Origin of the sequence: Cronobacter dublinensis subsp. dublinensis LMG 23823, assembly GCF_001277235.1 — a bacterium.
Lineage (GTDB): Bacteria > Pseudomonadota > Gammaproteobacteria > Enterobacterales > Enterobacteriaceae > Cronobacter > Cronobacter dublinensis.
This window is the reverse complement of the sequence record NZ_CP012266.1, coordinates 393,815-406,824: the sequence shown is the minus strand read 5'-3', so window position 1 is coordinate 406,824 and position 13,010 is coordinate 393,815. Positions and strand designations below refer to the sequence as shown.

Sequence of the window (13,010 nt, the reverse complement as noted above, 5' to 3'; positions counted from 1 at the left end):
GTTGCTGGCCCGACGACGTCTTATGCGCTAAGAGTTAAAGCCTGCTTCAATATGCTGCGACACTCTGGCCGGCAGGCGTACGCCCCCTTAAGATGCAGCGCGCGTTATTCTACGTGAAAACAAGTTAAACGGCAGGTCAAACCGAGTATCTTTGCGAATATTTTTTCACATTAGTATCGAGAGGTTGCGAGGCGGCAAAAAAATCGCCCTGACCTCCCGTCACGCCACGCTCGACCAGCGTCTGCCATTCACTTTTAGTCCTGACGCCGGTCGCAAAAACCCGCGTCTGCGTTCCATTGCACGCCTCCACCAGGCTCTGAACAAAAAGCTGGTTTTCGGTGCGCTTGTTGATATCCCGCACCAGTCCAGGATGCAGCTTGATGATTTCGACATCGAGCGCTTTGATCCAGACCGTGCTGACCACCGTTAATCCCGCCTGAACCACCGCGATGCGAAGCCCAAGCGCCCTGATTAAACGCACAACCGGTTGTAAACGGCTGAGATGTTGACAAACATCTGCCTCGGCAAGTTCAAAAAGAATGCGTTTTCGATGCGATTTTTCGCATTGCATCAGCGTATCGCGCAGCCAGCGCTGAAACGGCGGGCGGATCAGCGACTCCACCGTCACCGGCAGCGCCAGGGTTTCGTCGGGCCAGAAGCGCAAGAAAGGCAGGACGCGGCCAATCAGCTGACGATCGTATTGTTCGGCAAGCCCAAACTGCTGCACCATCGGCATATACTCCGCCGCCAGCACTTCCTCGCTGCCGTCAAAGATACGGCACATCAGTTCGCGATGATGGACATAGCCGTCGCGCAGCACCGCCGGTTTCTGGTAGAAACGCGGGCCGCCGCGCTGCAACGCATTTTCAATCAGCGTGCGCCAGCGAACATTGCCGCGCCCTTTATCCGGCAGCGTGTTGTCGTAAACCGCCCAGCTGTTCGTGCCCTGCAACACCGCGTTGCGCGCCGCCACTTCGGCGTGCTCCATCACCTGCTCGGTGGTCTGTCCGCTGCGCCAGGCGCAAATACCAATATGCAGCATATCGCTGCTGTCGAGCATCCGGGTGGGCGGCAGCGCGCCGACAGCCTTCAGCAGCTGGCTGGCGATACTGTCGGCCTCTTTCAGCGTACGGTGCGGCAGCAGCACGGCGAAATCGCTGCGAAAATAGCGGGCCAGCAGCGCGCCGGGGTAGCGCATGATAAAGGTAGAAAGCATGTTGATGAGCGTGAAGAGGTACTCTTCAACGGCGGTTTTTCCCCAGCTGTCACGCAGCATGTCGAAATCGGGCAGGCGGATCATCATCACCACGCCGTGGGTGCCAACTTTTTCCTGGTCTTCAAGCAGCGTCGCCAGTTGGTTATCAAAGAAGATGCGGTTGCTAAGACCGGTTTTGGCGTCCTGGGCGGCATAGGCGCGAATGAGCGTATCCATACGGCTGCGCTGTTCACCGGCAAGCTGGAGCTCCGAGAGCAGGATGTCGAGCGCGCTGCTGGCGTGGGTCGGCCATTCATGAATATTGCCGCGCGCGTTGGCGCCGCGCTCGCCGTTAAGGATGCGCACCGCCCGGCCTTCCAGCAATTCCTGGCCCGCCAGCTGGCGCGTTATCCAGCGTACCGAGAGATAAATCATCACGACCATCAACGCGAAAGCCAGCGTCAGCGGTGCGGTGGTCAGCAGGGAACGATAATAGGTCACCAGCGGGTCCTGCCACGTTAAACGCAGCGTCATGCCGGGGTGTTTGATAAGCGGTACGCTGAGCTGGCGATCGCGGGTCTGTACGGTGGATTCCCGATAGCTTTCGGGTCTTTCGTGGCTGAAAATCACCTTGCCGCCCAGTTCGAATTCAATGCGCACAATATCCAGCGGCACCATCATCTCATCGAGGCGATGCTGCATCGCCTGCGGCGACTGAAAAACCAGTTCGTTATCCACCACGGATGCCACGGACGCGACGCGCTGCGTCACTTTATGTTGAATGGCGTTGAAAAAACTCAGCGAGCAGCCCAGCAGGGTAACCAGCATCGCCAGCCCGACCAGCAGCGTGACAAAGGCGGAAAATTTCGTCGTTAAGCGCATCCTTGTGTTAACTCCGTAGTTGGGCGTCACGCGGGGGAACCGCCTTTCGGTTCTTCACGCTAATGAACAGGTGGAAGTGAGTGCTAACTTTAAATATCTGGCCGCGCATACTACCAGAAATGGGGGCGCGACTATGCCGTTTTATTGCGGCAAATCGGCATAACGTTTCATTATGCGAGTATAGTCCTCAGAAGTGATTTTCCAACTTAAGTCGTTTTTAAGGAGCGTTAACATGCAGGCTTTACTTCTCGAACAGCAGGATGGCAAAACCCTGGCATCGGTAAAACCGGTTGAGGAGACGCTGCTGCCGCAGGCGGAGGTGACGGTCGATATCGACTGGTCCAGCCTTAACTATAAAGACGCGCTGGCGATCACTGGCAAAGGCAAAATCATTCGCGAGTTCCCGATGGTGCCGGGTATTGATTTCGCGGGCGTGGTTCGTGAAAGCGCCGACGAGCGCTTTCAGCCTGGTCAGCCGGTGCTGCTGACCGGCTGGGGCGTCGGCGAGAACCACTGGGGCGGGCTTGCCGAGACGGCGCGCGTGAAAGCCGACTGGCTGGTGCCGCTGCCAGAGGGGCTCGACGGACGTCAGGCGATGATTATCGGCACGGCGGGTTTTACCGCGATGCTGTGCGTTATGGCGCTGGAAGACGCGGGCGTGCGCCCCGAGAGCGGCGAAGTGCTGGTGACGGGCGCAAGCGGCGGCGTAGGCAGCACGGCGGTCGCGCTACTGCATCATCTGGGCTATCAGGTGGTGGCGGTGAGCGGCCGTGAAAGCACGCATGAGTATCTGAAAAGCCTTGGCGCGAGCCGTATTCTCAGCCGTGATGAATTTGCCGAAAGCCGCCCGCTTGAGAAACAGCTGTGGGCAGGCGCGGTAGATACCGTCGGCGATAAAGTGCTGGCCAAAGTGCTCGCGCAGATCAACTACGGCGGCTGCGTGGCGGCCTGTGGTCTCGCGGGCGGTTTCGCGCTGCCGACCACGGTGATGCCTTTTATTTTGCGCAACGTGCGTTTGCAGGGCGTCGATTCCGTGATGACGCCCGCGCCGCGCCGTCTTGAGGCCTGGCAGCGCCTGGTACGCGACCTGCCCGCGTCGTTTTATCAGCAGAGCGCGACCGAAATCACGCTGGACCAGGCGCCCGCCTTCGCCGAAGCCATTATTGGCAACCGCGCGCAGGGCCGTACGCTGGTAAAAATTCGCTAATGCTTAAATTTATTTACAGATAATTAACCTCTCCACTCGCAGGCTGACTTGTGCCCTGTCATGATTAAGGCGTAGCGTTACGTGTCGTTATTGCGGAGCCGAGCATGAAAAAAGTCAGCCGATTAACCGAAGCCGATGTCACTGCCGAGTCGGCTTTCTTTATGCAGCGTCGCCAGGTGCTCAAAGCCCTGGGGATCACCACCGCAGCGCTCTCGCTGCCCACCGCCACCCATGCGGATGTGCTCTCCTGGTTTAAGGGTAACGATCGGCCCAAAGCCCCCGCGGGCGCACCGCTTGATTTCACGCGCCCTGCGCAGTATCAGGCGAAGCTTGATCTGACGCCGGAAGACAAAGTGACCGGCTATAACAACTTCTATGAGTTCGGGCTGGATAAAGCCGACCCTGCGGCCAATGCCGGGATCCTGAAAACCAACCCGTGGACGCTGAAAATTAGCGGCGAAGTGGCGAAACCGCTGACGCTCGATCACGACGACCTCACCAAAAAGTTCCCGCTCGAAGAGCGCATTTACCGGATGCGCTGCGTCGAAGCGTGGTCGATGGTGGTGCCGTGGATAGGGTTCCCGCTTCATAAACTGCTCGCCCTGGCGGAGCCCACCAGCAACGCGAAATATGTCGCATTCGAAACGCTTTACGCGCCCGATATCATGCCCGGCCAGAAAGACCGCTTTATTGGCGGCGGACTCGAATATCCGTATGTCGAAGCGCTGCGCCTTGATGAGGCGATGCATCCGCTCGCCATGCTGACGACGGGCGTCTACGGTAAAGCGCTGCCGCCGCAAAACGGCGCGCCGGTGCGCCTGACGGTGCCGTGGAAATATGGCTTTAAAGGCATTAAATCGATCGTCAGCATTAAACTGACCCGCGAGCGCCCGCCAACCACCTGGAACCAGGCGGCACCCGATGAATACGGCTTTTACGCCAACGTGAATCCGCATGTCGATCATCCGCGCTGGTCGCAGGCGAGCGAACGCGTGATTGGCGCAGGCGGCGTGCTAGACGTTAAGCGCCAGCCGACGCTGCTGTTTAATGGGTATGCCGATAAGGTGGCGTCACTCTATAAAGGGCTCGATCTGCGGGAGAATTTCTGAGTGCGTTTAACGGCAAAACAGATTGTCTGGCTGAAAGTGGCGCTGCATCTCGCCGCGTTTTTGCCGCTGCTCTGGCTTTTCTATGCCGCAAGCCAGGGGTTATTCAGCGCCGATCCGGCGAAAGATATTCAGCATTTTACCGGCAGAATGGCGTTAAAACTGCTGCTTGCCACGCTGCTCGTCACGCCGCTGACCCGCCTGTTAAAACAGCCGTTGCTCATTCGCACCCGTCGCCTGCTGGGGCTGTGGTGCTTTGCCTGGGCGACGCTGCATCTGGTCAGCTATTCGCTGCTGGAGCTGGGGCTCAATAACCTGTCGCTGCTGGGCAGCGAGCTGGTCTCACGCCCTTACCTGACGCTCGGCGTGGTCAGCTGGCTGATTCTGCTGGCGCTGGCGCTGACCTCTTTCCAGGCAGCGCAGCGAAAACTGGGGCGGCGCTGGCAAACGTTGCACAACGTCGTCTATCTGGTCGCGATTCTCGCGCCAGTACATTATCTCTGGTCGGTGAAGATCCTGTCGCCGCAACCCATCCTCTACGCGCTGGGCGCGATCGTCCTGCTGGCATGGCGTTATAAAAAGCTCCGCCAATGGTGGCGAACATGACGCGTTTATGTGCGTTTTCCCGCACTTCTGTTATTCCCCGATAACGTTTTCCTAAGGGTGGTTGATAATCTTCCCTGATAAGACCAGTATTTAGCTGCCAAATGCTACGAAATCGTTATAATGTGCGACTTTGGTTTTTCAGCCGCGGCTTTTTACGCGCCGACGGGTGACAACCAGACGATGAAGGTATATTTTGACATTTACCGGAAAATGGCAGGAGATAGCGCCAGGATGACCGAGAAATTTCACATTTTGCTTTTGAACGGCCCGAACCTTAACATGCTCGGCACCCGCGAGCCGGAGAAGTACGGCACGCAGACGCTCGAACAAATCGTTAACGAACTCGCCGTCGAAGCGCAACGGCTGAATGTGTCGCTCGATCACCTGCAATCTAACGCCGAGTACGCGCTTATCGACCGAATTCATCAGGCTAAAGACAATATTGACTATATCCTGATCAATCCGGCCGCGTTTACGCATACCAGCGTGGCGCTGCGCGACGCGCTGCTGTCGGTGAGCATTCCGTTTATCGAGATCCACCTGAGCAACGTGCATGCTCGCGAGCCCTTCCGGCATCATTCATACCTTTCTGATATCGCAGCCGGCGTCATCTGCGGTTTAGGCGCCGACGGCTATACCTATGCTTTACAGACGGCGGTCAAACGCCTGTCACAATCACACTAAACAAAGAGTACGGAACCCACTCATGGATATTCGTAAGATTAAAAAACTGATCGAGCTGGTTGAAGAATCAGGCATCGCTGAACTGGAAATTTCTGAAGGCGAAGAGTCTGTACGTATCAGCCGCTCACCGGCTAATACGGGCTTCCCGATGATGCAGCAGGCCTATGCCGCGCCGATGATGCAGCCGCAGCAGGCGCTGTCTAACGCTGTTGCTCCAGCTGCCGCTCCGGCAATGGAAGCGCCGGCTGCCGCAGAAGTCAGTGGTCACATCGTACGTTCCCCGATGGTTGGTACCTTCTATCGTACCCCGAGCCCGGATGCGAAAGCGTTTGTGGAAGTGGGCCAGAAAGTCAACGTGGGCGACACCCTGTGCATCGTTGAAGCGATGAAAATGATGAACCAGATCGAAGCCGACAAAGCCGGCGTGGTGAAAGCGATCCTGGTAGAAAGCGGTCAGCCAGTAGAATTTGACGAGCCGCTGGTTGTCATCGAATAACGAGGCGAACATGCTGGATAAAATTGTCATCGCTAACCGTGGCGAAATCGCACTGCGTATTCTTCGTGCCTGCAAAGAGCTGGGCATCAAGACCGTCGCGGTGCATTCGACCGCGGATCGCGATCTGAAACACGTACTGCTGGCAGACGAGACCGTGTGCATCGGTCCGGCGCCGTCAGTCAAAAGCTATCTGAACATCCCGGCGATTATCGCTGCTGCCGAAATTACCGGCGCGGTCGCTATCCACCCGGGTTACGGCTTCCTGTCCGAGAACGCCAACTTTGCCGAGCAGGTTGAGCAATCCGGCTTTATCTTCATCGGCCCGAAAGCCGACACCATTCGCCTGATGGGCGATAAAGTCTCCGCGATCACCGCGATGAAGAAAGCGGGCGTACCGACCGTACCTGGCTCCGACGGCCCGCTGGGCGACGATATGGATAAGAACCGCGCCCATGCGAAACGCATTGGCTACCCGGTTATTATCAAAGCGTCTGGCGGCGGCGGCGGTCGCGGTATGCGCGTTGTGCGCAGCGACGCCGAACTGGCGCAGTCCATCTCCATGACCAAAGCGGAAGCGAAAGCCGCGTTCAACAACGACATGGTCTACATGGAGAAGTACCTGGAAAATCCGCGCCACATCGAAATTCAGGTGCTGGCGGATGGTCAGGGCAACGCTATCTATCTGGCAGAGCGCGACTGCTCCATGCAGCGTCGTCACCAGAAAGTGGTCGAAGAAGCGCCGGCACCGGGCATTACCCCGGAACTGCGCCGCTACATCGGCGAGCGCTGCGCGAAAGCCTGTGTGGATATCGGCTATCGCGGCGCGGGTACGTTCGAGTTCCTGTTTGAAAACGGCGAGTTCTACTTTATCGAGATGAACACCCGTATTCAGGTAGAGCATCCGGTTACCGAGATGATTACAGGCGTTGACCTTATCAAAGAGCAGCTGCGTATCGCTGCCGGTCAGCCACTCTCTATCAAACAGGAAGAAGTCGTGGTCAAAGGCCATGCGGTGGAATGCCGTATCAACGCCGAAGACCCGAACACCTTCCTGCCAAGCCCGGGTAAAATCACGCGCTTCCACGCGCCGGGCGGTTTTGGCGTTCGCTGGGAATCGCACATTTACGCCGGTTATACCGTACCGCCGTATTACGATTCCATGATTGGCAAGCTCATCTGCTACGGTGAAAACCGCGATGTGGCGCTGGCCCGTATGCGTAACGCCCTGCAGGAGCTGATCATCGACGGCATCAAAACCAACGTTGATCTGCAGACCCGCATCATGAACGATGAAAACTTCCAGCACGGTGGGACGAACATCCACTACCTGGAGAAGAAACTGGGCCTGCAAGAGAAATAAGCCCCGTTTCCCTGCTCAAGGCCAGCTTTGCTGGCCTTTATTTTTTATGGCTCCCCTGAAAGGCCAGGGTACAATCGCCGCTTTCTTCACTGACAGGGTATGACAATGGACAAACGTTTTGTTCAGGCCCATAAAGAAGCGCGCTGGGCGCTGTGGCTGACCCTCCTCTATCTCGCGGCCTGGTTAGTGGCGGCTTACTTACCTGATACGCAGCAGGGCTTCACCGGTCTGCCGCACTGGTTTGAAATGGCCTGCCTGCTGGTGCCGCTGCTGTTTATCTTGCTCTGCTGGCTGATGGTGCGTGTTTTCTTCCGCGACATGCCTCTGGAGGATAACGATGCAGCATGACGTGATTTTGCCGCTCGTAGCCTATCTGCTGGTGGTGTTCGGCCTGTCGCTGTATGCGATGCGGCGGCGCAGCAGCGGGAATTTCCTGAACGAATATTTCCTCGGCAGCCGCTCGATGGGCGGCGTGGTGCTGGCGATGACCTTAACCGCTACCTATATCAGCGCCAGCTCGTTTATTGGCGGGCCGGGAGCGGCGTATAAATACGGTCTCGGCTGGGTATTGTTGGCGATGATCCAACTGCCCGCCGTCTGGCTGTCGCTCGGCGTACTCGGCAAAAAGTTCGCGATTCTGGCGCGGCGCTATAACGCGGTGACGCTCAACGATATGCTCTACGCGCGCTTTCAGAGCCGCCTGCTGGTCTGGCTTGCGAGCCTGAGCCTGCTGGTGGCGTTTATCGGCGCGATGACGGTGCAGTTTATCGGCGGCGCGCGCCTGCTGGAAACCGCAGCGGGCATCCCTTATGAGACCGGCCTGCTGATTTTCGGCGTCAGCATCGCGCTCTACACGGCGTTCGGCGGCTTTCGCGCCAGCGTGCTTAACGACACGCTGCAAGGCCTGGTGATGTTAATCGGCACAATTGTGCTGCTGGTGGGCGTGGTACATGCCGCAGGCGGGCTGCACAGCGCGGTGGATAAGCTCCAGCATATCGATCCGCAGCTGGTTTCGCCGCAGGGCGCGGACGATATGCTGTCGCCGATGTTTATGACCTCGTTCTGGGTGCTGGTCTGCTTTGGCGTCATCGGACTGCCGCATACGGCGGTACGCTGCATCTCTTATAAAGACAGCAAAGCGGTGCACCGCGGAATTATTCTCGGAACGGTCGTAGTCGCGATCCTAATGCTCGGCATGCACCTTGCGGGCGCGCTTGGCCGCGCGGTGCTGCCGGATTTACACGTACCGGATCTGGTTATCCCGACCTTAATGGTCACCGTACTGCCGCCCTTCGCCGCCGGGATATTCCTCGCCGCGCCCATGGCGGCCATTATGTCGACCATTAACGCACAACTGTTGCAGTCATCGGCGACGATCGTCAAAGATCTGTGGCTGAATCTGCGCCCCGCGGAGATCCACAACGAAAAACGCCTGAAGCGGATATCATCGCTGATTACGTTAATCTTAAGCGTTCTGCTGCTGCTCGCCGCGTGGCGGCCGCCAGAGATGATTATCTGGCTTAACCTGCTTGCCTTTGGCGGGCTGGAAGCCGTGTTCCTCTGGCCGCTGGTGCTCGGACTGTACTGGGAGCGCGCCAACGCCGCAGGGGCGCTGTCGTCGATGATTGTCGGCGGCGTGCTTTACGCCCTGCTGGCCACCTTTAAAATACAGCTGCTCGGCTTTCATCCGATCGTGCCGTCGCTGCTGTTAAGTTTGCTGGCTTTTGTGGTGGGTAACCGTTTCGGTCGCCCGGCCGCGCAGGCCGCGTCTGTTTCTACTGCTAATGAATGAGTAATGCCATGCCCTGGATCCAACTGAAAATTAACACTACCGGCGCTCATGCCGAAGAGATTAGCGATGCGCTAATGGAAAGCGGCGCGGTCTCCGTGACCTTCCAGGACACCCACGACACGCCGGTGTTCGAGCCGCTGCCGGGTGAAACCCGTCTGTGGGGCGATACGGACGTTATCGGCCTGTTCGACGCCGAAACCGATATGCAGGACGTGGTCGCGATGCTGGAACACGCGCCGCGTCTCGGCGCGGGTTTCGCCCATAAAATCGAACAGCTGGAAGACAAAGACTGGGAGCGCGAGTGGATGGATAATTTCCACCCGATGCGCTTTGGCGAGCGTCTGTGGATCTGCCCGAGCTGGCGCGACGTGCCGGATGAAAACGCCGTGAACGTGATGCTCGATCCGGGCCTTGCCTTCGGCACCGGCACGCACCCGACGACCTCGCTTTGTCTGCAATGGCTGGACGGACTCGACCTGGCAGGTAAAACCGTTATCGATTTCGGCTGCGGCTCCGGCATTCTCGCCATCGCGGCGCTGAAGCTGGGCGCGGCGAAAGCGATTGGCATCGATATCGACCCGCAGGCCATTCAGGCGAGCCGTGATAACGCCCAGCGTAACGGCGTCTCTGAGCGCCTTGAGCTCTATCTGCCGGAAAACCAGCCGTCGGATATGCAGGCCGACGTGGTGGTGGCTAATATTCTCGCCGGCCCGCTGCGTGAACTGGCGCCGCTGATTAGTGTACTGCCGGTACAGGGCGGCCTGCTGGGGCTGTCCGGCATTCTGGCAAGCCAGGCGCAAAGCGTGTGCGAAGCGTATGACGGGCTGTTTACGCTCGATCCGGTCGTGGAAAAAGAAGAGTGGTGCCGCATCACCGGCGTGAAGCGATAACGTCTTGCCTGCTTCTTCGGGAGCGTCATCAATGATAAAAAAGCGCGGGATTTGCCGCGCTTTTTATTTTTTTATACACCGTTTTGATTTCTGGGCGCATCGCCATAACCGTATAATAACTGCGTGAAATGATTTATTTCACGAATAAAAACTCACTAATTATTCACGCAGAGAATTTGTTTATGGCTACGAAAATTGCTCGTTCGGTTCTGCTTACGCTGAGCCTGCTTCCCGCCCTGGCGATGGCCTCACACTGGAGTTATGAAGGCGAAGGCGCTCCCGAGCACTGGGGAGAGCTGGAGCCGGATTTCAGCCTGTGTCAGAAAGGCATGAACCAGTCACCCATTGATATCGACAATACGTTAAAAGCCCACGTCGTGCCGCTGAAAACCCACTATGTCGATGGCCCGTCGCTTATCCTCAACAATGGCCACACCGTGCAGGCGACACTGCCTGAAACCACGCAGGATAGCGTCACGATCGATGGCGTTGCCTATCGCCTACAACAGTTTCACTTCCACGCGCCGAGCGAAAATACCCTGCACGGCAAACACTTCGATCTGGAAATGCATCTGGTGCATAAAAACGCGGCGGGCGAGCTTGCCGTAGTGGCGGTGATGTTTAAGACCGGCGCGGCAAACGCCGAGCTTGAGAAACTCTGGCAGGCGCTTCCTGAGCACGCCGATGCCAGCCAGCCTCTGACTACAGCCATTGATATCAACAAGTTGCTGCCACAGGACAAAACCTATTACCGCTTCAGCGGCTCGCTGACAACGCCGCCGTGCAGTGAAGGGATCGCCTGGCTTGTCGTTAAACACCCTCTGACGCTCTCAGCGGCGCAGCTCGACAAATTCAAACAGCTTATGCATCACGATAATAACCGTCCCGTACAGCCTCTCCACGGACGCGTAGTCGTAGAATAATCCACTGCGGGCGGAAAAATCCGCCCATCTTTTCTCCAGCGTTTGCGCCCTTCTGCGGGAGATTAACCGGCCCCATAACGAGAGCCAGATCGCATTTTATCGCCTTTTTTGCGTATTTTATCGCCGTTTATAGCGCCTCACAGCGGACCGTTTCGTTAAAAAAAGAACGAATTCCGGGATTTTTTTAAAGCGCACTTTTTCATCACTTTTATTTAACGCAATGATTGTTAAGCCTAATTTATTAGGGGAATCCGTACACGCGCCGATTCATTGATCTGTCGCATCGGATTGTTCAAAGTTTGGCCTTTCATCTCGTGCAAAAAATGCGTAATATACGCCGCCTTGCAGGCACAGTATGGTCATTTCTTCACTCATGCGTATCGGACACTACCAGCTCAGAAATCGCCTGATCGCAGCACCGATGGCTGGCATTACAGACAGACCGTTTCGGACGCTGTGCTACGAGATGGGGGCAGGATTAACCGTCTCTGAGATGATGTCCTCTAACCCGGAAGTCTGGGCGAGTGATAAATCCCGGTTGCGGATGGTGCATGTGGATGAGCCCGGTATTCGCACCGTGCAAATCGCCGGCAGCGTGCCCGAAGAGATGGCGGAAGCCGCACGTATTAATGTGGAAAACGGCGCCCAGATTATTGATATCAATATGGGTTGCCCGGCTAAAAAAGTGAATCGCAAACTGGCAGGTTCAGCCCTTCTGCAATACCCGGAACTGGTGAAGTCTATCCTGACCGCGGTAGTTAACGCAGTGGACGTTCCCGTGACGTTGAAGATTCGCACCGGCTGGGATCCGGCTAACCGTAACTGTGTAGAAATTGCCCAATTGGCTGAAGAATGTGGTATTCAGGCGCTGACGATTCATGGCCGCACCCGCGCCTGTTTGTTTCAGGGCAACGCAGAATACGACAGCATTCGGACAGTTAAGCAGAAGGTCTCCATTCCGGTTATTGCGAATGGCGACATTACTTCCCCGCATAAAGCCAGAGCTGTGCTCGACTATACAGGGGCAGATGCTCTGATGATAGGTCGCGCGGCTCAGGGAAGACCCTGGATCTTTCGGGAAATCCAGCACTATCTGGACACTGGGGAGCTGCTGTCGCCACTGCCTCTGGCAGAGGTTAAGCGCTTGCTATGCGCGCACGTTCGGGAATTGCATGACTTTTACGGTCAGGCAAAGGGGTACCGAATTGCACGTAAACATGTGGCCTGGTATCTCCAGGAACATGCTCCAGATGACCAGTTTCGGCGCACATTCAACGCCATTGAGGATGCCAGCGAACAGCTGGAGGCGTTGGAGGCATACTTCGAAAATTTTGCGTAAACAGAAATAAAGAGCTGACAGAACTATGTTCGAACAACGCGTAAATTCTGACGTACTGACCGTTTCTACCGTTAACTCTCAGGATCAGGTGACTCAAAAGCCCCTGCGTGACTCGGTAAAACAGGCACTGAAGAACTATTTTGCTCAACTGAACGGTCAGGATGTGAATGACCTGTATGAGCTGGTACTGGCTGAAGTAGAACAGCCCCTGTTGGACATGGTGATGCAATACACCCGCGGCAACCAGACCCGCGCTGCGCTGATGATGGGTATCAACCGCGGTACGCTGCGTAAGAAACTGAAAAAATACGGCATGAACTAAGTTCGCTTAGTTAACTTGCTGATTAAAAAGGCGCTAACCGGCATGGGGAAGCGCCTTTTTTGTTTTCTGCTTCCTGTTGGCCGTCTTTCTCCCGCCTGGCCTGACAAATAGCGGCACCGCGCTACACTAATGACAATATCGTGCCAGAAATATCGGCGCCGTAGCGACATTGCTGAACACGGTTATACCTGTCAAATCCATTGTCATT

General features: G+C 56.6%; 13 protein-coding genes. 12 read left to right on the top strand and 1 reads right to left on the bottom strand.

The window, feature by feature from the left end:
• Nucleotides 1-136: 136 nt before the first annotated feature.
• Complete coding sequence (gene csrD, locus AFK67_RS01905) at nucleotides 137-2,077, bottom strand: RNase E specificity factor CsrD (RefSeq protein ID WP_007722981.1); 1,941 nt, start codon at nucleotides 2,075-2,077, stop codon at nucleotides 137-139.
• 232 nt (nucleotides 2,078-2,309) lie between these two features.
• Between csrD and acuI the strand changes: the two genes are divergently transcribed.
• The 12 genes from acuI (at nucleotide 2,310) to fis (ending at nucleotide 12,802) form a co-directional block, all read left to right on the top strand.
• Nucleotides 2,310-3,284: an acrylyl-CoA reductase (NADPH) gene (gene acuI, locus AFK67_RS01900; RefSeq protein ID WP_007722979.1), complete on the top strand. Its 975-nt coding sequence runs from the start codon at nucleotides 2,310-2,312 to the stop codon at nucleotides 3,282-3,284.
• Nucleotides 3,285-3,388: 104 nt separating this feature from the next.
• Nucleotides 3,389-4,393, top strand: coding sequence for a protein-methionine-sulfoxide reductase catalytic subunit MsrP (gene msrP, locus AFK67_RS01895; RefSeq protein WP_038884925.1), 1,005 nt, complete (start codon nucleotides 3,389-3,391; stop codon nucleotides 4,391-4,393).
• Nucleotides 4,394-4,996, top strand: a complete 603-nt coding sequence (gene msrQ / locus AFK67_RS01890; protein WP_007720893.1) for a protein-methionine-sulfoxide reductase heme-binding subunit MsrQ — start codon at nucleotides 4,394-4,396, stop codon at nucleotides 4,994-4,996.
• Nucleotides 4,997-5,227: 231 nt separating this feature from the next.
• A complete protein-coding gene (gene aroQ / locus AFK67_RS01885) occupies nucleotides 5,228-5,680 on the top strand; it encodes a type II 3-dehydroquinate dehydratase (RefSeq protein ID WP_007720896.1) in 453 nt (150 codons plus the stop codon).
• 22 nt (nucleotides 5,681-5,702) lie between these two features.
• Nucleotides 5,703-6,176 (top strand): acetyl-CoA carboxylase biotin carboxyl carrier protein, encoded by a 474-nt coding sequence (gene accB / locus AFK67_RS01880; RefSeq protein WP_007720899.1) that lies wholly within the window; start codon nucleotides 5,703-5,705, stop codon nucleotides 6,174-6,176.
• 10 nt (nucleotides 6,177-6,186) lie between these two features.
• The gene (accC, locus tag AFK67_RS01875; protein WP_007704799.1) at nucleotides 6,187-7,536 is read left to right on the top strand and encodes an acetyl-CoA carboxylase biotin carboxylase subunit; all 1,350 of its coding nucleotides are present in this window, start codon (nucleotides 6,187-6,189) and stop codon (nucleotides 7,534-7,536) included.
• Nucleotides 7,537-7,641: 105 nt separating this feature from the next.
• Nucleotides 7,642-7,884 carry a YhdT family protein gene (locus AFK67_RS01870; protein WP_007720903.1) on the top strand — a complete coding sequence of 81 codons (243 nt, stop codon included), beginning with the start codon at nucleotides 7,642-7,644 and terminating at the stop codon, nucleotides 7,882-7,884.
• Nucleotides 7,874-9,328: a sodium/pantothenate symporter gene (gene panF, locus AFK67_RS01865; RefSeq protein ID WP_007720908.1), complete on the top strand. Its 1,455-nt coding sequence runs from the start codon at nucleotides 7,874-7,876 to the stop codon at nucleotides 9,326-9,328. Before AFK67_RS01870 ends, panF begins: the two co-directional genes overlap by 11 nt.
• Nucleotides 9,329-9,336: 8 nt before the next feature.
• Entirely contained in the window at nucleotides 9,337-10,218 is an 882-nt protein-coding gene (gene prmA, locus AFK67_RS01860) for a 50S ribosomal protein L11 methyltransferase (RefSeq protein WP_007720911.1), read from the top strand.
• Between the two features lie 182 nt (nucleotides 10,219-10,400).
• Complete coding sequence (locus tag AFK67_RS01855) at nucleotides 10,401-11,141, top strand: carbonic anhydrase (RefSeq protein ID WP_038884936.1); 741 nt, start codon at nucleotides 10,401-10,403, stop codon at nucleotides 11,139-11,141.
• Nucleotides 11,142-11,514: 373 nt separating this feature from the next.
• On the top strand, nucleotides 11,515-12,480 hold the full coding sequence (dusB, locus tag AFK67_RS01850) for a tRNA dihydrouridine synthase DusB (protein ID WP_032992256.1): 966 nt from the start codon (nucleotides 11,515-11,517) through the stop codon (nucleotides 12,478-12,480).
• 25 nt (nucleotides 12,481-12,505) lie between these two features.
• Nucleotides 12,506-12,802 (top strand): DNA-binding transcriptional regulator Fis, encoded by a 297-nt coding sequence (gene fis / locus AFK67_RS01845; protein ID WP_000462905.1) that lies wholly within the window; start codon nucleotides 12,506-12,508, stop codon nucleotides 12,800-12,802.
• Nucleotides 12,803-13,010 lie beyond the last annotated feature (208 nt).

What these genes read in the sequence shown, in the direction of transcription:
- csrD (WP_007722981.1), bottom strand. Translation starts at nt 2,077, where the DNA reads ATGCGCTTAACGACGAAATTTTCCGCCTTTGTCACGCTGCTGGTCGGG.
- acuI (WP_007722979.1), top strand. Translation starts at nt 2,310, where the DNA reads ATGCAGGCTTTACTTCTCGAACAGCAGGATGGCAAAACCCTGGCATCG.
- msrP (WP_038884925.1), top strand. Translation starts at nt 3,389, where the DNA reads ATGAAAAAAGTCAGCCGATTAACCGAAGCCGATGTCACTGCCGAGTCG.
- aroQ (WP_007720896.1), top strand. Translation starts at nt 5,228, where the DNA reads ATGACCGAGAAATTTCACATTTTGCTTTTGAACGGCCCGAACCTTAAC.
- accB (WP_007720899.1), top strand. Translation starts at nt 5,703, where the DNA reads ATGGATATTCGTAAGATTAAAAAACTGATCGAGCTGGTTGAAGAATCA.
- accC (WP_007704799.1), top strand. Translation starts at nt 6,187, where the DNA reads ATGCTGGATAAAATTGTCATCGCTAACCGTGGCGAAATCGCACTGCGT.
- AFK67_RS01870 (WP_007720903.1), top strand. Translation starts at nt 7,642, where the DNA reads ATGGACAAACGTTTTGTTCAGGCCCATAAAGAAGCGCGCTGGGCGCTG.
- panF (WP_007720908.1), top strand. Translation starts at nt 7,874, where the DNA reads ATGCAGCATGACGTGATTTTGCCGCTCGTAGCCTATCTGCTGGTGGTG.
- prmA (WP_007720911.1), top strand. Translation starts at nt 9,337, where the DNA reads ATGCCCTGGATCCAACTGAAAATTAACACTACCGGCGCTCATGCCGAA.
- AFK67_RS01855 (WP_038884936.1), top strand. Translation starts at nt 10,401, where the DNA reads ATGGCTACGAAAATTGCTCGTTCGGTTCTGCTTACGCTGAGCCTGCTT.
- dusB (WP_032992256.1), top strand. Translation starts at nt 11,515, where the DNA reads ATGCGTATCGGACACTACCAGCTCAGAAATCGCCTGATCGCAGCACCG.
- fis (WP_000462905.1), top strand. Translation starts at nt 12,506, where the DNA reads ATGTTCGAACAACGCGTAAATTCTGACGTACTGACCGTTTCTACCGTT.